We start from the raw sequence: 21144 nt of genomic DNA on the forward strand, positions 1-21144 counted from the left end.
CCTTTCGTGGGCGGCGACCCATTAGAGCACGGCCGGTCAATGAGACATCAATACCGGTAGCGCCATCGAAGCAAGGATCGCGCGCGTGACGCCGCCCAGGACGAACTCCTGAAACCGGGCGTGACCGTAGGCGCCGGTGACGAGCAGGTCATATTCGCCATCGATTGCGAATTTGAGCAGCGCGTCACCCGTCGATACCGTCAACGGTCGTTCGAAGCGGGCAACGTCCACTGGGCACGTAGTGTGTCGCCTGAGCATCCTCACGAAGTCGGCGCATGATGCTTCGGTCGGCCCCGGCTTGAACACCGTGGAAATGGCGGCGACCGTCACATGCGCCGCCCGCGCGATAAATGGAATCGCGTCGTGAATGGCGCGTGCGGATTCGCGGCTGCCGTTCCAGCCGATCAGCACGTGGTCGCCGACCGCCTCGAAGTAGCCGGTTTCCGGTATCAAAAGAACAGGGCTGCCGGCACCCAGCAGAACCGTCTCCAGAAAATTATCGGCCACGCAGGATTCGGGGTCCTGCGGTCGGGATTGCCCGAGGACCACAAGGTCAGACGTTCTGCCGCGCTGCAGGACCGTGGTAACGGGATAACCGTCCGGTGCATTCCATCCGCCCGGCACCTGGGCACGGGTCAGTTCCGCACGAAACAGCCCTTCTACTTCACGGCGCTTTTGCGCCAGGAATGTGCGATGAGCGTTGTACAAGTCGGCTGCGCCCGTCATCGCGTAGAACCCCACCGGATGCGGATCGAACATGGCAAACACGCCGTCGAGATGGGCGTCGAATTTGTGGGCGAGCTTTAGCGCGAACGAGAGCCGGGTTTGGGTGCCTCTGCTGGTGTCAAGGTGGACCATCATGGTCTTGTAGGTCATGGCGCGGTCTCCGCGTGAGCACTGAGTTTTCCGATCAATGCGTTCGCGAGAATCTCATCGCCAATGACAACCGCGGTCGCGCCGGCATTCTCCAGCAGTGTCTTTCTCAAGTTGTTTTCGCCAGGGACGATGATCGGCAGCGACCGGTTCAGCGAATTCGCCAATAGCGTGATGGCCAGATTGGCGTCGCCGTCGGGGCTCGTCGCAACGAGTGCTTTCGCGCTGTCGAGCCGGGCGCGCCGGAGTCCGTCGTCAAATGCGTCGGGGGCACCCAGGATGACGAGGTTGCCGCGTTCCGCGGCCTTGTCAGCGAGTGACGCGTCGGCTACGAGCACCAGGACGGTTTCACCCGCCTCACGGAGTTTCGCGCTGATGCGTTGCCCGAGCGAGCGGTAGCCCACGACCACGATATGTCCGGCAAGCCGTTCGAATTGTCGTTCCATGGCTCGATTCTCCCTGTATGCGATCACATCGTCGCCGGACAGAATCCCGGTCAACTTCGATACCGCAAACGCAGCGACGAACATTGTCACGAACATGGCCGCGAGTATAAAAATCTTCTGGCGCTCGTCGAAATCCGAAAAGTCTCCGAGCGTCGTCGTCAGGTTGGCCGCGTCCCACAGCGCATTGAACAGGCGCGTATGAAGAGGGGCCGCGGACTGGTCCAGCAACATGAGGCCCGCGGTGGCGGCCGCGAGCAGCAGCACGAGCATGACAATGGCGTGCCGGGCACGACGACGCCATTCACGCACGCGAACCGCGCCGAGGCGCGGTTCGTTGACACGGTAGATCCACATATCGGCTTCTTCAGGCGTGCTCAACGCGGCTTCGCGTCAAGCAGTGCAGATTTGGAAAGGAAGCCCGGTCGCGCCGTCCCCCAGCTCAGAAATCGCGGAGCCTGTGTGAAGGCTAGGGCCGCCGGCGAAGCCCAGATTGATATAGGTCAAGCACCGGTTGGAGGTCAGCACCACAAGCCGTCCGGAGGATGAGCGGCCCAGTGGGGGTTCTTGCTCGTCTGACGAAATGAGCGACCTGGTTGTCGCATACCGCCATTGTTCGTGCCGCTTATGAAGCGCACATAGAAATCGCGTTCTCGGGGATGTGATCCAGGTCAATCATTAACAATATTTCCTTCGCTAATGTCTCTGCAATGAGAGGAGCGTGCGCCGCCAGTGGGAAAACTGGGCACACAAGCGCTCTGTACTTTCCTGATCCGATTGCCATTGCACGTTTGAGAGATCGCTGACATGGGCATATTGAGCTGGTTGACGCCTCGCAAGGAGGCGGGCACTGAGGACGACGCGATTGACAGCGAGCTAATACGCGAAGGAATTGAACGCGTCATCAGGCTGGACCCACCGTTGCGCCTTGCTGCCGGATTCGAGCGGCGGCTATCGCGCGCTGTGCGCGATTCGCTGCACCATCTGAACGATCTGATCGGCAAGTTGCCGCCGGCGCGCAAAGCCAGTCGCGAGACCTGGTCGTCGGATCCTTGTATCCACGCTTATTTTGCTGCGCCGGACGACGTGGCGCAGGCATTGAGCCGTCCGGAAGATCTGCGACGCTTCTTCGAGGAGAATCCCGGCGCGGACGAGGCGTTCGCGGTGCTGGGCATGGCAATGCTTGAACGAAGCACGCTGGGTGCAAAGCAGGAAGGCGAGATGGTGCGCATGGATGCGGTGCGCACCACCGTCAGCTTCACGGACCACCAGGTACGCATCTGCGGGGCCACGGACGCGAGGCTCAGGCGGGAAATCGTGCTGCGCATGCTCGAACAGCTTGCGTTGGAAGGGCTTTCGCGCATCGCAGCCTCCACCGCGCGACGCGACGCACTCGAACAGGAACGCGCGCTCCTGAAAACGCGGCTGCACCTGCTCGAACGACAGGGCGTAGGGATGGGGCTGGTGGTGGGAAGCGCGGCGAGCGCCGACCCTGCAGAACGAGCGCGGCTGAAGGCCCAGATCGAGGAGAACGCACAGCATCTTGCGAAGCTGGGTCTGCGCAGCGACGCGCTGCAAAAAGAGCTCGAACAGATCGGCGAGGTGCTGGACGATCCCGCTGCGCACATGGATGTGACGATCCGACAGGTGCGGCTCGACGCAATGAACGTGGTCGTCGACGCAACGTCGTCGGCGCCTGCGCATGTGCTGGATCTGCGTGTGGCGCGCATTCCGGCGTTGCCCGCGCAATACAAGGCCTTCGATCTCATCCGCTTTGCACGACGCGACCTGCTGCCCGCGCCGCGCCTGGCCGATCAGGCAAACCGCCCGCTCATCTGATTTTCGAGCGAGGAGACATTCACGCGACGCGCCATGCGGCAAGTGCGTGGTCGGCCCACGAAAAGCAAAACGAGCCGCTGGTGCACAACGCGACGAGAGCGGCACCCTGCGCAACAAGGACTATGTGAAGGAGCTTGCGCGACTGCACGTGGAACTCGTGAAGCTTCAACAGTGGGCTGTGCACACGGGGGCGAAGATCTGCATCGTCTTTGAAGGGCGCGACGGCGCGGGCAAGGGCGGGGCCATCAAGGCGATCACCGAGCGCGTGAGTCCGCGCATCTTTCGGGTGATCGCCTTGCCGGCGCCGACAGAGCGCGAAAAGTCCCAGATGTATGTGCAGCGTTACCTTCCGCATCTGCCGGCTGCGGGGGAAGTGGTGATCTTTGACCGCAGCTGGTACAACCGCGCGGGTGTCGAGCGGGTCATGGGGTTTTGCACGGACAAGCAGGTCAAGGCGTTCCTGAAAGATGTGCCGCTCGTCGAAAAGGCAATCATCGATTCCGGGGTGATCCTGCTCAAGTATTGGCTCGAAGTGAGCCAGGAGGAACAGACGCGGCGTCTGGAGGCGCGCATTCACGACGAGCGCAAGATATGGAAGCTTTCGGCCATGGATCTGAAGTCCTATCGCTGCTGGTACGCGTACTCGAAAGCGCGCGATGACATGTTCGCCGCAACGGACACGGAGTGTTCGCCATGGTTGGTCGTGAACTCGAACAGCAAGAAGCGTGCGAGGCTCAATCTCATCAGCGACTTGCTGAGCAGAATTCCCTACAAGCCGGTGCCGCGCGCCAAGGTGACGCTGCCTGAACGGGATATGGCGGTGGGGTATAAGGATCCGGATTACCCGTTTCGCTTCATTGAGGAGCGGTTCTGACCGGCGTTCTGAGCGCTAAAGCGAGCGGGAGCACGCCAGGTCTTGCATGAAGAGGAACAGGGCAAATGAGTGTCGGCTGGCACAAGGCAGGACTCGGTGGAGTCGATTCACACGACGGAGCGGCAGCGCTTCACGCGTGGTCACACGCCCGCTGGATTTTGCTTGCGGGCTGCCTGATTGCCATACCGGCCTTCTATCTCGAACTCCTCGCGACTTCGAATTCCATGCTCCTGACCGCCCGGGCGCTGTACGGCGGCATGGCGGCGGCGTGTGCGGGCGCCATTGCGCGAACGGCCTGGTCAAGCCGACAACCCACACGGTTTCTGGATCGCAATGCATTCGATGTAGCGATCGCTTGTGGCGCGCTCGTCAGCATGATCGGCGGAGCGAATCCCTGGTCTTCGCTTGAATGGGCGCTCAGACTCGCGTTCATGGGGATGATCGCGCTACGTATCGTCTTTGCGCTGCGTGCGTATTTCGAGCCAAACCGGCTTGTGCTGCTGCCGCTCGTGGGCGCGATTGTCGTGTTGCTGGGCGGTGCGGGTTTTTACGCGTTGGAGCCGCATGTGCACAGCTACGCGGAAGGGTTGTGGCTCGCTTTCGAAAGCAGCGCCACCGTCGGCTACGGCGACTACGCGCCTACAACGCCCGCCTCGCGTGTTTTTGCCGTGTTCGTCGTGTTGCTCGGCTACGGGATGCTTTCGCTGGCATTTGCGGGTATCGCCGCCTGGATCATCGGCAAGGAGGAGCGGCGGCTCAGGCGCGAGATGCATCGGGATATCAAGGCGCTGCATGCGGAAATTCTATTGCTGCATCGCGAACTCGAAGGGCTGCGCGATCGGCCCGCGTCCGCGCACAGCGGTTCGCAGGGCGGTGGCCACAGGGCGGCATGACAGCGGGGCTGGCCTTGCTCGTCGTACTTGATTCAGATCAATCGCACGCGCGCGTCTCCAACGCACAGTGATGCGGTTGACGCCGCCGCGCCATACCGCGCACGGACGGCCTGACGAACGAAGAGCGCGCCCATCATGACCGATTCCGCCGTTAGCGTTGAACCCCTGCATGCGAGCCGCGCAATTCGCGGGGCGCCTGTGCGCGCCGTGGAGTGCGGACGGCGGCCGGACGACGCTCCCGCCGATCAATGGAACCGGGCGGCGCATGCCAGTCTGGCTGCGGCGACATTCGGGCTTTCGCCGCTGGCGCTCACGCTGGCGGCGCTCGACTGGGCCGGGCACCTCACAGTCTCGCCCGGAAAATGCTTCGAGCTTGCTGCACATGCATGGCTTGCGCCACGCCGCCGCCCCGATGTCGATGCAGATGGAGGCGGGACGACGGTGTACGCCGGTCATGCCGACCCTCGTTTCACAGCCACTGCATGGTCGAACTGGCCATTCCGGATGTACCGGGACGCATTTCTGGCGACCGAACGCTGGTGGCGCGAGGCGACCCATGGCGTTCCAGGCGTCGAGCGGCACCACGAAGACCTCGTTGGCTTCGCGGCGCGCCAGTGGCTCGACGCGTGTTCGCCGGGCAACTTTATCGCGACCAATCCCGAGGTGCTGCAGGCCACGTGGCGCACTGGCGGCGCCAACCTCGCTGCGGGCATGCGCAACTGGCTAGAGGACGCGAGCGCCATGGCCGACACGATGCGAGGCGCGCGAGCGCGCGTGGCGCAGGCCTGGCTGCCTGGTCGCGACGTCGCAGTGACACCGGGCCGGGTCGTCTGGCGCAACGCGCTGTGCGAACTGCTGCAGTACGCACCCATGACGCCCGGCGTCGCACGCGAGCCGATCCTGATCGTGCCGTCGTGGATCATGAAGTACTACATCCTCGACCTGCAACCGCACGACTCGCTGATCCGCTTTCTGGTCGAACAGGGTTACACGGTGTTCGCGATATCGTGGCGCAACCCGGGCCCCGAAGCGCGCGATCTAGGCCTCGACGACTACCTGCGCGACGGCTTCTTTGCGGCGCTCGAAGCGGCTCGTGCGCGGTGCGGCGAGGCAGTCCACGCGGTCGGATACTGCCTCGGCGGAACGCTGCTCTCGATCGGCGCGGCGGCGCTGGCGCGAGACGCGCCGCACGATACATTGCGTTCCGTCACGCTGCTGGCCGCGCTCACCGATTTCAGCGAACCCGGCGAGCTGGGCTTGTTCATCGACGCAAGCGAACTCGCCGCGCTCGATGCGCTGATGTGGCGCCAGGGCTACCTGGATGGCGCGCAGATGTCGGCGGCGTTCCAGTTGCTCAATGCGCGCGACCTGATCTGGTCCCGCATGATGAGCGAGTATCTGCTCGGCCGGCGCACGAAGCCGAACGACCTGATGTCGTGGAACGCAGACACGACGCGCATGCCCTACCGCATGCACACCGAATACCTCACGCATCTCTTTCTCGACAACGATCTCGCGGCGGGACGCTATTGCGTGGACGGACGGCCCATCGCGCTCTCGGACATCGAAGTTCCGATGTTCGTCGTCGGGACCGAGCGCGATCACGTTTCGCCGTGGCGTTCGGTCTACAAGCTGCATCTGCTCACGCACAACGCGCTCACGTTCGTTCTCACGGCGGGCGGACACAACGCCGGCATCGTGTCCGAGCCTGGTCATGCGCGGCGTTACTTCCGGTGCGCGACGCGCGAACCCGACGCGCCATACCGCAGCCGTCACGAGTACGTAAGCGACACGCCAGTAACCGGCGGATCGTGGTGGACCTGCTGGTGCGACTGGCTGCGCGAGCACTCGACGGGCGAAGTGCCGGCACGCACGCCGGAGGCCGGGCTCGGTCCCGCGCCGGGCGAATACGTGCTCGAACCGTGAGCGGGCGCAGCGGGCTCGCGGACCGGCGGATCGAGGTCAAACGCAGCCGGGTAAGCGGAGGAATGCCGTGGAACACCATGCCGAAGTGCTGAGAGGACTGCGCTGGTACCCACGAATGCCGGGCTGGCGCGACGTGGCAGCCGTGGTTCTGGTGTTCGGCACGATCGTGTTACTGGGGGAGGGCGCGCGCCAGATGTCCGGCCCGCTGACCGGTGGCCACGGCGCGGCCATCTCGCTCTCGCCTGCGGCGCTGCCGGCTTATACGCTGCGCACTGTGCTGCGCATGCTGATCGCGCTCGTCGCTTCGTTCATTTTCACGTTCACGTACGCGACGCTCGCGGCGCGGAGCCGCCGGGCGGAACGCATCCTCATCCCGCTGCTCGACGTGCTGCAGTCGGTGCCGATACTCGGCTACCTGTCGTTCACGGTGGTGTTCTTCATGTCGCTCTGTCCGGGCAACGTGCTAGGCGCCGAACTGGCCTCGATATTCGCGATCTTCACGAGTCAGGCGTGGAACATGGCGTTCAGCTTCTACCAGGCGCTGCGCACCGTGCCCTCCGATCTGGACGAGGCGAGCCGCAGCTTTCGCCTCTCCGGCTGGCAACGGTTCTGGCGGCTCGAAGTGCCGTTCGCCATGCCGGGGCTCATATGGAACGCGATGATGTCGATGTCGGGCGGCTGGTTCTTCGTAGTCGCGTCGGAGGCCATCTCGGTGGGCGACGTGCAGGTCGCGCTGCCTGGCGTAGGTTCGTGGGTCGCGCAGGCGATCATGAAACGCGATCTGACGGCAGTGGGCTGGGCAATACTCGCGATGAGCCTCGCGATCCTGCTTTACGACCAGTTGCTGTTTCGCCCGCTGGTGGCGTGGGCCGACCGGTTTCGTTATGGCGATATCGCGGCCCAGGCTTGTCCGCGCAGCTGGCTGCTCGACCTCTTTCATCGTTCTCCGTGGATGCAGAGCGCGTGCCGCCCGACTGGCGCGGCGCTCACGCGCGCCGCACACCTGCGGCTGTCGCCCGGCGCCCGTTGGGGCGGCTTCGCATGGGCACACCGCGCCTCCTCGCGGCGCGCGGGCGACGTACTCTGGCTCGCGCTGTGCGCTGCGGCCGTCGGTGCTGCGGGTATAGCCGTGCTGCGCTTCGCGGCGCCGGCGCTCGCGTGGGCCGACGTGGTAGAGGCGGTGCGCAGCGGCTTGCTCACGTTGCTGCGGGTTGCGGTGCTCATTGCGCTCGCCTCCATGATCTGGGTTCCCGTAGGCGTGGCGATCGGGCTGCGTCCGCGGCTGGCCGCCTGGGTCCAACCGGCTGCGCAATTTCTCGCTGCCTTTCCGGCCAATCTGCTGTTCCCCGTCGTCGCGTTCTGCATCGTGCGCTTCAGGCTCGCCCCGGAGATCTGGCTCTGCCCGCTGATGATCCTCGGTACGCAGTGGTACATCCTTTTCAACGTGATAGCCGGCGCCACAGCCTTGCCGAGCGATCTGCGCGAGGCGGCGACGAGCCTGCGGCTGCGGCGGCGCGCGCGGTGGCTGCAGGTCCTGCTGCCCGGCATCTTCCCGTATTACGTGACGGGCGCGATCACGGCGAGCGGCGGCGCCTGGAACGCAAGCATCGTGGCTGAAACCGTCAGCTGGGGGACGACCACCCTGAGCGCAGGCGGCCTCGGCGCCTACATCGCGCAGATGACGGCAAGAGGCGACTACCCGCGCATCGCCCTCGGCATTGCTGTCATGTCGATCATGGTCGTCGCCGCCAACCGTTTGATCTGGCGGCCTCTCTACGCTTTCGCCGAACGCCGCACGCGGCTCGCCTGAACCTGTCGCCATGGAAATCACTGCAATGCCAGTTCTCGCACATCCCGCAATGGCGCTCGACGGCGCGAAGCCGCATGGCCCTGCTGCGCCAATACTAAAACTCGACCGCGTAGGCATGGCGTTCGCGCGTCCCTCCGGCGAACCCCTGCCGGTGCTCGTGGATATCGACATAACGCTGGGCAAGGGCGAAATCCTCGGGCTGCTCGGGCGCTCGGGCTCAGGCAAGTCAACACTCTTGCGGGTGGCCGCAGGCCTCGCGCGCCCCACGTCGGGCGGCGTGCTGTATCAGGGCGCGCCGCTTGAGGGCCCTGCAGAGGGTATCGCCGTGGTGTTTCAAACCTTCGCGCTCTACCCGTGGCTCACGGTGCTCGCCAACGTCGAGTTGGGGCTCGACGCGTCTGGACTCGCGCCCGGCGTGGTGCGCGAGCGCGCGATGGCCGCTATCGAAATGATCGGGCTCGACGGCTTCGAATCCGCGTTTCCGCGCGAACTCTCGGGAGGCATGCGCCAGCGTGTGGGTTTTGCGCGGGCGCTGGTGAGCGAACCAAAACTGTTGCTCATGGACGAACCGTTTTCGGCGCTCGACGTTCTCACCGCCGAAACGCTGCGCAGCGACTTTCTCGACCTTTGGACCCAGCGGCAAACACCGATCGAGGCGGTGCTCATGGTTACGCACAACATCGAGGAAGCGGTGCTGATGTGCGACCGTATCCATGTGCTTGGTGGCCATCCGGGCCATGTCGTGGCAACGCTGAATGTGCCGCTGTCGCGCCCGCGCAACCGGCTCGACCCGGCGTTTCGCGCCATCGTCGACACGCTTTACGGAATCCTGACCGCTCGTCTTGCCGAAGCGGCCAACGGCGCAGGCGCCGTGCGCGGCGCGTTTGGCCTGCGACTGCCGGCGGTGTCGAGCCACCGTCTTGTCGGCTTCCTCGACACGCTCGCGGCGGCCACGCACGATGGCCACGCTGAACTGGCTTCGATGGCCGCGGCGCTGATGCTCAAACCCGATGAGCTCTTTCCCGTGGCTGCGGCGTTGCACCTGCTGGCCTTCGCGGAGTTGCAGGAGCGCGCGATCAAGCTCACGGCGGCCGGACGCATGTTCGCCCACGCCGACGACAGCGAGCGCAAACAGCTTTTTCGCGAACATGTGGTGCAGTTCGTGCCGCTCTTGGCCCACATCCGCGAGGTCCTTGACGAACGGGAAGGGCACCGCGCGCCGCGTGCGCGCTTCGAGCTCGAACTGGAGGACCACCTCCATCGCACCGATGCCGAAACGACGTTGCGCACCGCGATCGACTGGGGCCGGTACGCGGGTCTGTTCAGCTACGACGACCACACGCGTACGTTTGGCGATTGAATCTGGCGGGCGGGCAAACGCTTGATCGATATCAAATGCGTAGCCTCGCCGCCCTTCATCATGAGACAGGCGTTTATACCGTCGCGGCCACAGTGGCCGTCGTTCCAAAAATTCCTGGAGGAACCATGAAAGCACTGGTCTACAACGGACCGGGCAAGTTCGCGGTCGAATCGCGGCCCATGCCCGCCTTGCAGGGACCCGGCGATGCCATCGTCAAGATGTCGAAAACGACGATCTGCGGCACCGACCTGCATATTCTCAAGGGCGACGTGCCGAGCTGCGAGCCGGGCCGCATTCTCGGCCACGAAGGCGTGGGCGTCGTCCATGAAATCGGCAGCGGCGTGTCGACGCTGAAAGTCGGCGATCACGTGCTCGTCTCGTGCATTTCGAGCTGCGGGCAGTGTGAATACTGCCGGCGCGGAATGTACTCGCACTGCAAGACGGGCGGCTGGATTCTCGGCAACCGCATCGACGGCACGCAGGCCGAATACGTGCGCACCCCGCATGCGCAAACGAGCCTTTACCGCATTCCCGACGGCCTCGACGAGGCGGCGCTCGTGATGCTCTCGGACATCCTGCCGACGGGTTTCGAGTGCGGCGTGCTCAATGGCCGGGTCGAACCGGGCAGCACGGTCGCCATCGTCGGTTCGGGACCGATCGGGCTGGCCGCGCTCCTGACCGCGCAGTTCTATTCGCCCGCGCAGATCATCATGATCGACATGGATGCCAACCGTCTGGAATGTGCGAAGCGATTCGGCGCGACGGCGTGCATCGATCCGCGCGCGGGCGACGCCGTGGAGGCGGTGATGAAGCTCACCGAAGGCGTGGGCGTGGATTGCGCCATCGAGGCCGTTGGCGTGCCTGCGACGTTCGAACTCTGCGAGCAACTCGTCGCACCGGGAGGCACGATTGCGAACGTCGGCGTGCATGGCGTGCCGGCGTCGATCTTCCTCGACAAGCTGTGGGACCGCAACGTGGCGATCACGACACGCCTCGTCGATACGGTTAGCACGCCCATGTTGCTCAAGACCGTGTGCGCCGGACGAATCGACCCGAGCCGCCTGATCACGCATCGCTTTGCGTTCGAGGACGTGCTCAAGGCCTATGAGACGTTCTCGCACGCGGCGAGCACGCAGGCGCTGAAAGTCATCATTGAGATGTGACGTTCCATGAGCACCCGTGGGGTTCCCACAGCAGTGCGCGCCGGCCGTGTCGAGGGTCGCGCGGCGCGCCCATCGCGGCGCAAGCGCCTGCCGGCACATAAGCAAGCACTAGGGTTGGCACCGCGCGTGCGCCAGCTGATCGAAAGCCAGAGCTACGTTCAGGCCGACGAGGACGCTGCGTTTCTGCGGCGCCCGGAAATGTGCGGTGTGCGCCTTCAACTCGACTACTGGAAAACCGAAGCGCGACTGCAGCAACTCGGCATCGCGCATACCGTGGTCGTCTACGGAAGCACACGCGTCGCGAGTCCGGCGGCCGCGCGCAAGCGCCTCGCCGCGGCGCGCCGTCTCGCCCTGGCCGACACCGGAGCCGAACCGCAACGCGAACTGCGTGTGGCGCAATCGCTCCTTCGACGCAGCGTCTACTACGACGTCGCGCGCAGGTTCGGTGCGCTAGTCGGTCATGCGCCGGGCACCGACAAGCTCCCCAGGCTCACCGTGGTGACGGGCGGCGGCCCCGGCATCATGGAAGCGGCCAACAGGGGCGCGTTCGATGCGGGCGTGCCCACAGTGGGGATGAATATCGCCTTGCCGCACGAACAGTTTCCCAACGCGTATCTGACGCCGGAACTGTGCTTCCGCTTCCATTACTTCGCCATCCGCAAGCTTCATTTTCTGGAGCGCGCGAAGGCGGCCGTGTTCTTTCCCGGCGGATACGGAACCTGTGACGAACTCTTCGAAGTCCTGACGCTTTCGCAAACGGGCAAGATCGCGCCTATTCCCGTTGTCCTCGTGGGAGAGACGTGGTGGCGCAGCGTCATCGATTTCGATGCAATGGCCGAGGCCGGAATGATCGACCCGGACGATCTCGCGCTCTTTCGCTTCTGCGAATCGGCCGAGGAAGTCTGGGGCGCAATTCGCAACTGGTATGGAGACGAGGACTGAGGCGCCATGCCTGACTGTCCGACGCAAGGAGAGAGAGAGATGAACTGGCTCACGGATTACTTCGCCCAACGCACACCTGAACTGTGCCTTTCGCTCGCGGCGTGGCCGCCCCTGCGCCTCGGGCCCGAAGGGCCGATACCGCAATCGCCGCGCTGCCTGCCGTATCCGGGCGCGACGCTGGTTTTTCGGCCTGCGGAACGGATTTCCCACGGCGGCCGGACCATCGAGTTGCCGGCGTGCTACGAGATGCGCAGTCCCACATCTTCGCAAGCGACAGAATGGGCGCGTAATGCGGATGGCGCTGCGTTCTTCGAGTCGGTGAAGATTATTGCGCCCTCATGCTACAACCCCGACTTCCTTGTCACGATCAACGACTCGCTTTCGTTCGTGCCGGTGTTTTCGGCCGACGGCGCGCCGGGCTTTTTCGGCTCCTGCATGGCATGCGCGCCCGCCACGACAGAGATATTGCACATGGAGCTGCCATGGTGCTTCCAGGGCTACATCACGATCTAGCTCGCCCGCGAGCGACCCATGCGATGGAGTGCACCAGCATGAACATCATCTTTTCCGATCGCTTGCCGCACTATGACGCCAACCGGCTCACGTTGACCTTTCCCGCCACGGCCGGCGAGCTGCAAGTCGAATGCGCGATCACGGCCGAGGCGCTCGAAGATCATTTCGGCGCCGCGTCGCTGCGCGAAGCGGATTTGCGCGAGGCATTCCTGGCCCATCGGGACGCGATCGAACGAGCGGCGGCTCGCATGATCGACGCGACGCAGTCGGAGGCGATCACGCTTCACAGCGGCTACTTCCGCATGTACGAGGAATCGGACGATGCCGTGAAAGCCCGTTCGAAGTGAGGCCGCGCGCTTGATTCAAGTCAAAGTGCACAGCCCGGCAAGCTTTAAATTGAGTCACATCGGGGCGTTGGCCCTTAACGGAGGACCTCATGCAAGCATCAGACATCATGACGACGGACGTCGTCACCGTTCGCCCCAATGCGTCGATTTTCGAGGCGGCGACGCTCCTCACCGAACACCACATCAGCGGCATTCCGGTCGTTGACGATGGCGGGGCGGTCGTCGGCATTCTCAGCGAAAGCGATCTGCTGCATCGCGTGGAAACGGGCACCGGCAAGCCGCAGCGAAGCTGGTTTGGGGAATTCCTCCATTCGACGCGCAAGCTGGCAGGCGAGTACCTGAAGGAAAACGCGGCGAAAGTGGAAGACGTCATGACGGACAATGTCGTTTCGGTTTCGCCTGCCACGCCGCTCAGCGAGATCGCCGATGTGCTCGAACGCCTTCATATCAAGCGAGTGCCCGTGCTGGATCAGGGCAAGCTCGTGGGTATCGTCAGTCGTGCGAACCTGATACGCGCGCTGGCGAGTGCCGCGCGGCCGGATCAGGCGGGGCTCGCTTCGGACGAGACCATCCATCGCAATGTGTTGCACGCGCTCGATGGGCATCGCTGGGCTATGGCGGCGGAAAACGTCGTCGTCAAGGAAGGGATCGTCCACTTCTGGGGCACCGTGAATTCGGAGGAAGAGCGCAAGGCGATACTCGTTTCCGCGGAGCGTGTGGCGGGCGTCAAGGGTGTCGAGGATCACCTCGGCTACCCGGTGGTGTTCACGCCGATGTGAGGAATGTGGCGGTTTAAGGCGTGGGGAAGGCTGGGCCAGCAACGTGACTGGCCCAGTTTCTTTTTGTCGGCCTCGCTCTCGTCGGCCAGCGTCGCGGCGAATTCGCTTTCTTGCGCAAGGGGAAGTCAGGGGGAAATCGGGGATGGCATGGACCGCACCGCCGGAGCCATGTCGGGAAAACGTGGCTCACGCAGACGTGGCTATCCGCGCGAGATGATTTACGCCGGAATGCGCGCGTCGTTTGCCTGCTTTTCCTGCCCGGATGGCGCCGTACGCGCAGGCACGAGCAAAACGGGACAGCGCGCGCAGCGCAGCACGCGCTCCGCAACGCTGCCCAGCATGAGGCGGCGCACGCCGCGGCGCCCATGCGTGCCCATGACGATCAGATCGGCTCGCCAGTCAGCCGCGGCCCGCTCGATGCATTGCGCCACGTCTTCCGCAGGCAGTTCGACCTCGATCGAGCGCGACGTGCCTTTCACGCCTTGCTGCGCCATACGCGCATCGGCATCGGCACGAATCACGCGACCTTCCTCGATATAGGCGTCGCGCACGATCGAAGGATCGTATCCCGGCACGTCGTACGCGATGACAGGGAGGTCGACCACATAGAGCGCTTGTAGTTGCGCCCCGGTTTCGAGTGCGAGCCTGATGGCGGTGTCGAGGGCGTGAGAGGCGGTCTTGCTGCCGTCAAGGGCAACCAGAATGCGCGAGTACATGGTAAGGGCTCCGTTTGTATCCGTCTGATAACGACGCGAGGCGTGTGGCGCTTCGTCAATGGGACATGAGTACCGGCACGGTCATCGTGGCAAGGATCGAGCGCGTGGCGCCGCCGAGGACGAGTTCCTGCAGGCGCGCGTGTCCGTATGCACCCATCACGAGCAGATCGTAGCCGCCGTCGGCCGCGTAACTGAGCAGCGCGTCACCGGTGGATTCAGTTGCGGCGCGATCGAGTCGCGTGATATCGACTGCTGTTGCGCCATGGCGCGCAAGCATGGCCGCGAGGTCGGCACACGAGGCCTGGGACTCGGCGGGCGTGAAGGTCGAGGAAGCGGCCACGATGGTCACGTGGGCCGCCCGGGCGATGAAAGGCAAGGCGTCGTGAACCGCGCGAGCGGCCTCGCGGCTGCCATTCCAGCCCACGAGCACGCGTTCGCCGATCGACTCGAAGCTGCCTGTGTATGGCATCAACAGCACAGGGCCGCCCGCACCCAGAAGCACGGCTTCCGGAAAGTGTTCGGCAATATAGGATTCCGGATCGTCCTGATCGGTTTGCCCGAGGATCACGAGGTCAGCGGTCCGGCTGCGCTGCATGACCGCCGCGACCGGGTCCCCCTCTGGGGCCACCCAGCTGCCATCGACCTGCGCGCGCGACAGTTCGGCGCGAAAGAGGCGTTCGATTGCGCCGCGTTGTTCGCGGCGCAGCTTGCGGTGCGTGTCGTAATAGTCGGCCGTGCCGGCCATCACGTAAAACTCGCGAGGGTGCGGCTCGAACGCTGCGAAGAGTCCATCGAGATGCGCTCCGAACGTGCGGGCCAGCTTCAACGCAAGCGAGAGTCGCGCGCTTGCGCGTGCGCTCGTATCCATGTGCACCATGATTGTCTTGTAGCTCATCGTGATCTCCAGCGAACGGGGTGGTCGCGCCGCCTTTGGGGGCGGAGAAAGTGATTCGAGTCTAGAAACGGAGGGCTTATTGCGCTTGATTTGAATCAATCATCTCTTCGTATAGAGACGCGGCACGCCACGGATTTCGGAAAAAGGAGACATTGAGGCAGATCAATCGGAAACGGCAGTCCGTGCCTAGATTGAATACAGCGCGACTCATCGCAGGGTTGTGCGCCACGCAAGCCTAAAGGAGCAAGGCAATGAGCAATCTGACACGTTATGACCCGTTTTCCATGGAGCCTGTTTCGGACCTCTTCCAGGGGCTGTTTCGGCCGATGCGCGGCGCGCTGGCCGCCGAGGAGAGCGAACTCTCGACGATCAAGCTCGACGTCACCGAAAACGACAAGGCCTACACCGTCAAGGCCGAGATGCCGGGCATCGACAAGAAGGACATCGACGTAAAAATTGACGGGAATGTGGTTGCGATTCACGCGAAGGTCGAGCGCAAGACCGAGCAGAAGGAAGGCGAGCGAGTCATTCGCCGCGAACGTTATAGCGGCTCCTTTGCTCGCAGGTTCTCGCTTGCCAGTGATATCGACGAGAGCGGCGCAACCGCGCAGTATCAGGACGGCGTACTCTCGCTCACGCTGCCGAAAAAGGTGGCCGCTGAACAGAAGCGGCTGGAGATCCAGTGAGCGTCTGACGTCGTCGAGACGGGGGAGAGGGCGCGTCGATCCGTGCATGACAGCACGGTGCGCGCCTTTACGGCGCAGGGGCATTCGCTTTGCGCCTTTTTTGTGTTTGTGCAGCCCGGCTTGCTCGCGGCGCAACGCGTAGCGGGAGCATGAACGAGGGGGCAAATAATGAAACGATCGACTGCCACGGCCGCCGGAATGCAGCACGTTGCGCCCTATTCACGCCTCTATGTCTTGTTTACCGGAATGGAGCGCGTAGCCTCGCTGCTCGAATGCGTAGCGGGCTGGGCCGCTCATGGCGCGCACGTGCGTCTTGCGGGTCTTGCCCCTTCGGCCTCGCTGCCGGATTCGGATCAGCGGCCCGCGCAGCAGTGCTCCAATCGGATCACGCTGGCCGCGACGCTCGAAACCGCTCGCGAACTGCTGGTGCTACGCGGAATCGAGGCGGACTGTGAATTCCTCGGTACCGGGCCTGACAGCGCGGCGCGCAATGAAGCACTGGCGCGCGCAGTGCGCCTCTGGAAAGCCGACTTGACGATCGGGGCACCGGCCAATCCGGTAGCGCTCGCGGGCGAAACGGCCTCCCCGGTGCTGATGCTGCCCACACCCACCGCGCGCCACTGCTCGGTCCCACCCGGCCGCGTTTTCGTGGCGAGCGATGCAAGCGCGGCATCGGCTTGCGCCGTGCGTGAAGCGGCAAGGCTGGCCGCGCCGGGTACGCCAGTGCGCGTGGGTTATCTCGCGTGTGACCCGGCGGCGGCACAGCATCCCGAGGACTTCGACGCAGTCATCCTCGAAGCCGGGCACGAAGGCGAGTCAACGGCGCACGCGATCATTCAGGCGGCATTGCAGTGGCACGCGGATCTGCTGGTGCTCGGCACGCGTGGCGGCCATGAAGGTGGCCGGTGGCGTTACGCAAGCGTCGCTGCCGAAGTCGCGCAGCGCACGGTGCTGCCGCTACTCCTCGTGCCGCAAGGCTCGACAACGTTGATGCTGACGTGACTGCAGACCCAGGACGCGGCCACGCATTGTGCCGCGATGGTTGTCGTCCGGCTGAACTGGATACGTTCATGGAACTCCGCTCGAAACCCTTCCAGCGCCTCATTGCCACTGCCGAGGGCGGGGGCGGTCTCGCTCCGCTTGCGGCGTTTGCCAGCCGCCTTGCAAGTCGCGATGCGCCGATCAGGCTCGTCGAACTCGTCGCCGATCCCGCCGCCCTGTTTCCCTCGCTCGAGCTGGGGCTGCCGGGCCGTGCCGGGACCCACGCGGCCATGGTCCGTCACGCAGAACTCGACTTGCGCGACGCGTCGAATGCATTGGCATTCGAGCGGCGCGAACCGGACGTCCAACTCCTTGATCTCTCGGTGCTGCATACCAAAGCGCCGGTCGCCCTTGCGCGCGCTGCCGACGCTTTCGACGCCGATCTGGTAGCACTCGCCGCGCATCACCGCGGGCAACACTGGGCCTGCAGGCTCGACCCCGAGGAAGTCGCGTACGCGACGAGGCGCACGTTGCTCTATGTGCCGTCGCAATTACTTGCGCTGGACGAACCTCCGCTTGCTCGCGCGTTGATTGCGGTCGACGGAAGCGCGAGCGCCTATGCCGCGCTTCAACTCGCAGTTGGATGCCTGCCGACCGAGGTGGAATTGCGCGTGATCTACGTCGTGGAACGCACACTCCGTGTGGCAGGGCGAGGACTCGACCATCTGTTCGAGGACGACCGCGCCAGTACGCTTGCCCGTGCCGAAGCGCTCGTTGCGTCCTGCGGCACCCGGGTATCGCTTGCGGCGCTGGCGACGTACGACGAATTCGACGACGTCGCCAGCACGATTCTGCGCGAGGTGCGTGGCTGGCGCGCGGATCTTCTCGTTATCGGCTTGCAAGGGCGGCGCGTGCGGGCGCAGGCGTTGCCCGGCAGCGTGGCGTCACATGCCCTGCGCGACGCTGGCTGCCCGGTTTTCGTTGCGGCGCCGGCGAGTCGCGCAACGAAACAGGCGCTGGCGACGCACGCCCTCGGTATCGCAGCGCGGTGAGCGGCGCGAGTCAGGTTGACGTGCATCAACTGCCGCAGGCTGCCCGGTCTTATTCTGAAATCAATCGCAGGTCCAGTCGCTTACCCTCACGTCTCAAGGAGAACGCAATCATGTCACTTACCGGCCATGTCGATTCGGACGCCTGGAGCGTCCAGGCCATCACGTCGCCGGATCCGCACGGCGGTTTTCACTGCGAAGTGAGCGTTATGCATGGTCCGCAAATGCAGCGCTTCTCCCACGCATTCACGCATCATCGTGTGTTCGAAACCGAACGAGAGGCGGTGCTCGAAGGGCTGCGCGAAGGCATGGTGTGGATCGACCTGAAAATCCGCCACGCGTTCGAACTGTAGTCAGACCTGGCTGGTGGCGTGAACGAGCCATCGGGCAGCGACAATGCTGTTTTTTGAAGGGGCGCGGTGATGGGACTCGGGATGCAAATCGTTTATCTGGGTTTCGCCGGTTCATCTGCCCTCGAGGCGGAGGCGGGCATTCAGTTGCTGCGCCTCGAGCGGTTCAGCGGCGTGCTGGCAGGTTGTCATCTCGCGATCGAGCGGATGCACCCCTTGCAGCGCGGAATCTGCCAGCCGGCCTATGACGTTCGTCTCGACCTCGTTTCAACTGCGAGGGAACTCGCGCCGCTCGACCATTGCGAGGGTGACGACCCAGTGGCCGCCATGCGCGCGGCATTCGACGCGGCCGAGCGCCAACTCAATTCAGCCGCGCCCGCACGTGTCGTTTACCCAGGCGGTGCATCGCGCCGCGATCACTGATCAACGCGACGCCTGCGAGGGAAGCACCATCAGGCTTCGTCGGCGAAAAGGCCATCTTCGGGATCGGGCACGCTCTCGTCAATACATTGCACGCGCCAGCGTGCTTCGAGCGGCCCGGCGCTCGTGCCCGCATGCAAGTGTGCGGCGCCACCTTCGCCTTCGAATGGACCGTCGCTCGCTCCAAGGTCCAGCGCTTCGAGCAGGCAAACCTCGCGCTGGTCTTCGCACGCCAGCAGGCTCGTGCCGCGCGGGGATGAGCAGCATTGCCCCCATTCGGGCAGCGTCACGCCCGCATGACCTTCGCGGGACCATTTCCTCTCCTCCGTGTCGATCCAGATGATCGCGTAAGCAGAAGGGTCGAACTGCTCGAAACTGTCGAGATGGACTGTGACGCGCATGGAGGCACTCCTTTAGAACCGTTGTGCAGTTACTGGCTCAGTACCCACTGAACGAGCGTATGCGCGTCCTCGCCCGATAGCGGGCCGCCGCGGTCTGCGGGCAGGGGCATGGCCATATCGCCCCAATGTGCTTTACCGCCATGCCTGAGCTTGTCTTCAAGCATGACGTTGGCATTCGGCTTGTCGCGGTAACGTTCGGCAATCTGGTGAAACGACGGCGCGAGAAATGGCGCATCTGACGTGTGGCAGAACATGCAGTGCTGCTGATCGACGAGTTCGGTGGGTTCGACGACCTGTGCGTGCGCAGCAACGGTATACAACGCGGCAGCGCACACCGCTGCGGCGTAAAACAGGGTCACGCTCGCGCGGCGGTAGAAAGACGGATTCACCGGGACGCAAGCAACAGGCATGGGAATGCGTGGCATTGAATCTCTCCTCGAGTGTGGCCGGAAGACCGCCGGCCAGATTCATGGTGTCATCGGCGCCCTTTATCCCGTTGATATGTGTCAATCGCCAGCGGATTCCGCTTACAGGTGTTTGCGTCAGGATGTCATGAAAAAAAGCGGCGCCGGGTACCAGGCGCCGCAAAAACATACGCATCAGCGATGAGGCTTACTGCGCCAACACCAGTGAGCGGTCCCAACGCCGCGATTCGTGCACCACACCTTGCGTCACACGCGCGCGAGTCCCTCGACGTCGACGACGCGAATCTGCTTGCCGTTCGGTTCGACGAGGCCTTCGCGCTGAAAGCGCGAGAACATCCGGCTCACCGTTTCGAGCTTCATGCCGAGGAAACAGCCGATTTCCTCCCTGCTCATCTTCAGGTTGAATTGCGCGCCGGAGTAGCCGCGCGCCTGGAAGCGCGCCGCGAGATCGAGCAGAAACGTGGCGAGGCGCTGTTCGGCGGTCATCGTGCCGAGCAGCATCATCAGGCTGGATTCGCGCACGATCTCGCCGCTCATGAGCTGGTAGAGATGGCGCTGCATGCGCCGGCTCTCGCGGCAGAACGCTTCGAGCTGACCGAACGGCATGATGCAAACCGTGCTGTCTTCGAGTGCGATGGCGTCGCAGCTGTGTGTGCCGGAGCAAACGCCGTCGAGCCCGAGCGGCTCGCCCGGAATCTGGAAGCCCGTGACCTGCTCGCGCCCGTCCCGATGCATGACGACCGTCTTGAACGATCCGGTGCGTACGGCATAGAGGCTCTGAAAGGCGTCGCGCGCACGAAACAGCGTTTCGCCGCGGCGCACATTGCGCGTGGTGAGAACCACAGCGTCGAGTTGCTGGAGTTCGGTCGACGTGAGGTCCGGCGGCATGCAGACCGCGCGCAGCGAACAGGTCGAGCAGCGCGTAGCCGGCTGGCGCGGCGCGGCCTCGCGAACGGCTGGCTGCAGCGGCACCGCGTGCCAGCTCGCGGACGGCGGCGTAGATAGTGAGGTTTCGCAGTCGGGCTCGGCGTACATGATCGTCTCCAGTTCAGCGCGCGGGTGTGACGCGCTGTTTCACTAACGCTTCAATGGCTTCGCAGGCGGCTTCGAACTCGGACGTCTTGTCGAAGAAAAAATGGGCTCCCGCTCGTTGGCAGGCTGCGCGAAACGGTGCGCCGGAGTGATTCGTCAACACGACCGTCACGACCGAGGGTTGCTCGAGAGCAAGCAGGGAGAGCAATTCGATGCCGCTGCCGCTCGCGAGCCTCACATCGACCACCGCGACGTCGGCACCGCTTTGCGCGATGCCGGTCAGGGCGCTAGCCGAATCCTCGGCTTCGCCAATCACGCTCACATCCGGAATAGCCGACAACGCCTCGGCGATTTTCCTGCGCACCGCAGTCGCATCCTCGACGAGGAAGACCTGCAGGCGCTGACGGACAGGACTGGCTTTCATGTA

The 21144-nt window shown here is 64.1% G+C and carries 24 protein-coding genes; 16 read left to right on the forward strand and 8 right to left on the reverse strand.

All coding sequences use genetic code 11. From position 1 onward, the window contains the following. Positions 1-36 precede the first annotated feature (36 nt). Positions 37-876, reverse strand: coding sequence for a universal stress protein (locus tag U5A58_RS26255; RefSeq protein ID WP_321963598.1), 840 nt, complete (start codon positions 874-876; stop codon positions 37-39). Further along, a complete protein-coding gene (locus tag U5A58_RS26260) occupies positions 873-1697 on the reverse strand; it encodes an NAD(P)-binding protein (protein WP_321915672.1) in 825 nt (274 codons plus the stop codon). Before U5A58_RS26260 ends, U5A58_RS26255 begins: the two co-directional genes overlap by 4 nt. A gap of 426 nt (positions 1698-2123) precedes the next feature. Here U5A58_RS26260 and U5A58_RS26265 point away from each other — a divergent pair, with 426 nt between their 5' ends. From U5A58_RS26265 to U5A58_RS26315, 11 genes are all read left to right on the forward strand, one after another. Continuing rightward, positions 2124-3155, forward strand: a complete 1032-nt coding sequence (locus tag U5A58_RS26265; protein ID WP_321915671.1) for a hypothetical protein — start codon at positions 2124-2126, stop codon at positions 3153-3155. A gap of 106 nt (positions 3156-3261) precedes the next feature. Beyond that, positions 3262-4029, forward strand: coding sequence for a polyphosphate kinase 2 (ppk2, locus tag U5A58_RS26270; RefSeq protein WP_321963606.1), 768 nt, complete (start codon positions 3262-3264; stop codon positions 4027-4029). A gap of 65 nt (positions 4030-4094) precedes the next feature. Next, positions 4095-4922 carry a potassium channel family protein gene (locus U5A58_RS26275; protein ID WP_321915669.1) on the forward strand — a complete coding sequence of 276 codons (828 nt, stop codon included), beginning with the start codon at positions 4095-4097 and terminating at the stop codon, positions 4920-4922. 135 nt (positions 4923-5057) lie between these two features. Then, positions 5058-6848 carry a PHA/PHB synthase family protein gene (locus U5A58_RS26280; RefSeq protein WP_321915668.1) on the forward strand — a complete coding sequence of 597 codons (1791 nt, stop codon included), beginning with the start codon at positions 5058-5060 and terminating at the stop codon, positions 6846-6848. Positions 6849-6915: 67 nt separating this feature from the next. After that, positions 6916-8658 carry an ABC transporter permease gene (locus tag U5A58_RS26285; RefSeq protein WP_321963599.1) on the forward strand — a complete coding sequence of 581 codons (1743 nt, stop codon included), beginning with the start codon at positions 6916-6918 and terminating at the stop codon, positions 8656-8658. Between the two features lie 25 nt (positions 8659-8683). After that, positions 8684-10018 (forward strand): nitrate/sulfonate/bicarbonate ABC transporter ATP-binding protein, encoded by a 1335-nt coding sequence (locus U5A58_RS26290; RefSeq protein ID WP_321915666.1) that lies wholly within the window; start codon positions 8684-8686, stop codon positions 10016-10018. A 125-nt stretch (positions 10019-10143) separates the two neighbouring features. Then, positions 10144-11181 (forward strand): zinc-dependent alcohol dehydrogenase family protein, encoded by a 1038-nt coding sequence (locus U5A58_RS26295; RefSeq protein ID WP_321915665.1) that lies wholly within the window; start codon positions 10144-10146, stop codon positions 11179-11181. 6 nt (positions 11182-11187) lie between these two features. Beyond that, on the forward strand, positions 11188-12123 hold the full coding sequence (locus U5A58_RS26300; protein ID WP_321915664.1) for an LOG family protein: 936 nt from the start codon (positions 11188-11190) through the stop codon (positions 12121-12123). A gap of 39 nt (positions 12124-12162) precedes the next feature. Next, positions 12163-12636: a hypothetical protein gene (locus tag U5A58_RS26305; protein WP_321915663.1), complete on the forward strand. Its 474-nt coding sequence runs from the start codon at positions 12163-12165 to the stop codon at positions 12634-12636. Positions 12637-12674: 38 nt separating this feature from the next. Beyond that, entirely contained in the window at positions 12675-12983 is a 309-nt protein-coding gene (locus U5A58_RS26310) for a DUF1488 domain-containing protein (RefSeq protein ID WP_321963600.1), read from the forward strand. 89 nt (positions 12984-13072) lie between these two features. After that, positions 13073-13762, forward strand: a complete 690-nt coding sequence (locus tag U5A58_RS26315) for a CBS domain-containing protein (protein ID WP_321915661.1) — start codon at positions 13073-13075, stop codon at positions 13760-13762. 218 nt (positions 13763-13980) lie between these two features. On the opposite strand, the gene U5A58_RS26320 is transcribed toward U5A58_RS26315, so the two are convergent. Further along, on the reverse strand, positions 13981-14478 hold the full coding sequence (locus U5A58_RS26320; RefSeq protein ID WP_321915660.1) for a universal stress protein: 498 nt from the start codon (positions 14476-14478) through the stop codon (positions 13981-13983). 55 nt (positions 14479-14533) lie between these two features. Beyond that, complete coding sequence (locus tag U5A58_RS26325) at positions 14534-15373, reverse strand: universal stress protein (protein WP_321915659.1); 840 nt, start codon at positions 15371-15373, stop codon at positions 14534-14536. Between the two features lie 251 nt (positions 15374-15624). On the opposite strand from U5A58_RS26325, the gene U5A58_RS26330 reads away from it, so the two are divergent. The 5 genes from U5A58_RS26330 to U5A58_RS26350 all read left to right on the forward strand — a co-directional run bounded on the left by U5A58_RS26330 (position 15625) and on the right by U5A58_RS26350 (position 18862). Further along, the gene (locus U5A58_RS26330; protein ID WP_321915658.1) at positions 15625-16059 is read left to right on the forward strand and encodes an Hsp20/alpha crystallin family protein; all 435 of its coding nucleotides are present in this window, start codon (positions 15625-15627) and stop codon (positions 16057-16059) included. A 168-nt stretch (positions 16060-16227) separates the two neighbouring features. Then, on the forward strand, positions 16228-17061 hold the full coding sequence (locus U5A58_RS26335) for a universal stress protein (RefSeq protein WP_321915657.1): 834 nt from the start codon (positions 16228-16230) through the stop codon (positions 17059-17061). 68 nt (positions 17062-17129) lie between these two features. Next, a complete protein-coding gene (locus tag U5A58_RS26340; protein WP_321915656.1) occupies positions 17130-18092 on the forward strand; it encodes a universal stress protein in 963 nt (320 codons plus the stop codon). Positions 18093-18202: 110 nt separating this feature from the next. Further along, the gene (locus U5A58_RS26345) at positions 18203-18442 is read left to right on the forward strand and encodes a UDP-glucose 4-epimerase (protein WP_321915655.1); all 240 of its coding nucleotides are present in this window, start codon (positions 18203-18205) and stop codon (positions 18440-18442) included. An 81-nt stretch (positions 18443-18523) separates the two neighbouring features. Then, positions 18524-18862 (forward strand): hypothetical protein, encoded by a 339-nt coding sequence (locus tag U5A58_RS26350; RefSeq protein ID WP_321915654.1) that lies wholly within the window; start codon positions 18524-18526, stop codon positions 18860-18862. Between the two features lie 29 nt (positions 18863-18891). Here U5A58_RS26350 and U5A58_RS26355 read toward each other — a convergent pair whose 3' ends face one another. The 4 genes from U5A58_RS26355 to U5A58_RS26370 all read right to left on the reverse strand — a co-directional run bounded on the left by U5A58_RS26355 (position 18892) and on the right by U5A58_RS26370 (position 21141). Then, a complete protein-coding gene (locus U5A58_RS26355; protein WP_321915653.1) occupies positions 18892-19260 on the reverse strand; it encodes a DUF3564 family protein in 369 nt (122 codons plus the stop codon). A gap of 29 nt (positions 19261-19289) precedes the next feature. Beyond that, positions 19290-19685, reverse strand: a complete 396-nt coding sequence (locus tag U5A58_RS26360; protein WP_321915652.1) for a cytochrome C — start codon at positions 19683-19685, stop codon at positions 19290-19292. A 246-nt stretch (positions 19686-19931) separates the two neighbouring features. Beyond that, positions 19932-20720, reverse strand: coding sequence for a helix-turn-helix domain-containing protein (locus tag U5A58_RS26365; RefSeq protein WP_321963601.1), 789 nt, complete (start codon positions 20718-20720; stop codon positions 19932-19934). A 13-nt stretch (positions 20721-20733) separates the two neighbouring features. Continuing rightward, positions 20734-21141 (reverse strand): response regulator transcription factor, encoded by a 408-nt coding sequence (locus tag U5A58_RS26370; RefSeq protein WP_321915650.1) that lies wholly within the window; start codon positions 21139-21141, stop codon positions 20734-20736. Positions 21142-21144 lie beyond the last annotated feature (3 nt).

Source organism: Paraburkholderia sp. J7 (assembly GCF_905220155.1).
Classification (GTDB): domain Bacteria; phylum Pseudomonadota; class Gammaproteobacteria; order Burkholderiales; family Burkholderiaceae; genus Paraburkholderia.

Bases quoted from the DNA above. Each gene is read 5' to 3' on its own strand.
- U5A58_RS26255 (WP_321963598.1), bottom strand. From the start codon at position 876: ATGACCTACAAGACCATGATGGTCCACCTTGACACCAGCAGAGGCACC.
- U5A58_RS26265 (WP_321915671.1), top strand. From the start codon at position 2,124: ATGGGCATATTGAGCTGGTTGACGCCTCGCAAGGAGGCGGGCACTGAG.
- U5A58_RS26275 (WP_321915669.1), top strand. From the start codon at position 4,095: ATGAGTGTCGGCTGGCACAAGGCAGGACTCGGTGGAGTCGATTCACAC.
- U5A58_RS26280 (WP_321915668.1), top strand. From the start codon at position 5,058: ATGACCGATTCCGCCGTTAGCGTTGAACCCCTGCATGCGAGCCGCGCA.
- U5A58_RS26290 (WP_321915666.1), top strand. From the start codon at position 8,684: ATGCCAGTTCTCGCACATCCCGCAATGGCGCTCGACGGCGCGAAGCCG.
- U5A58_RS26295 (WP_321915665.1), top strand. From the start codon at position 10,144: ATGAAAGCACTGGTCTACAACGGACCGGGCAAGTTCGCGGTCGAATCG.
- U5A58_RS26300 (WP_321915664.1), top strand. From the start codon at position 11,188: ATGAGCACCCGTGGGGTTCCCACAGCAGTGCGCGCCGGCCGTGTCGAG.
- U5A58_RS26305 (WP_321915663.1), top strand. From the start codon at position 12,163: ATGAACTGGCTCACGGATTACTTCGCCCAACGCACACCTGAACTGTGC.
- U5A58_RS26310 (WP_321963600.1), top strand. From the start codon at position 12,675: ATGAACATCATCTTTTCCGATCGCTTGCCGCACTATGACGCCAACCGG.
- U5A58_RS26315 (WP_321915661.1), top strand. From the start codon at position 13,073: ATGCAAGCATCAGACATCATGACGACGGACGTCGTCACCGTTCGCCCC.
- U5A58_RS26320 (WP_321915660.1), bottom strand. From the start codon at position 14,478: ATGTACTCGCGCATTCTGGTTGCCCTTGACGGCAGCAAGACCGCCTCT.
- U5A58_RS26325 (WP_321915659.1), bottom strand. From the start codon at position 15,373: ATGAGCTACAAGACAATCATGGTGCACATGGATACGAGCGCACGCGCA.
- U5A58_RS26330 (WP_321915658.1), top strand. From the start codon at position 15,625: ATGAGCAATCTGACACGTTATGACCCGTTTTCCATGGAGCCTGTTTCG.
- U5A58_RS26335 (WP_321915657.1), top strand. From the start codon at position 16,228: ATGAAACGATCGACTGCCACGGCCGCCGGAATGCAGCACGTTGCGCCC.
- U5A58_RS26340 (WP_321915656.1), top strand. From the start codon at position 17,130: ATGGAACTCCGCTCGAAACCCTTCCAGCGCCTCATTGCCACTGCCGAG.
- U5A58_RS26345 (WP_321915655.1), top strand. From the start codon at position 18,203: ATGTCACTTACCGGCCATGTCGATTCGGACGCCTGGAGCGTCCAGGCC.
- U5A58_RS26350 (WP_321915654.1), top strand. From the start codon at position 18,524: ATGCAAATCGTTTATCTGGGTTTCGCCGGTTCATCTGCCCTCGAGGCG.
- U5A58_RS26355 (WP_321915653.1), bottom strand. From the start codon at position 19,260: ATGCGCGTCACAGTCCATCTCGACAGTTTCGAGCAGTTCGACCCTTCT.
- U5A58_RS26360 (WP_321915652.1), bottom strand. From the start codon at position 19,685: ATGCCACGCATTCCCATGCCTGTTGCTTGCGTCCCGGTGAATCCGTCT.
- U5A58_RS26365 (WP_321963601.1), bottom strand. From the start codon at position 20,720: ATGTACGCCGAGCCCGACTGCGAAACCTCACTATCTACGCCGCCGTCC.
- U5A58_RS26370 (WP_321915650.1), bottom strand. From the start codon at position 21,141: ATGAAAGCCAGTCCTGTCCGTCAGCGCCTGCAGGTCTTCCTCGTCGAG.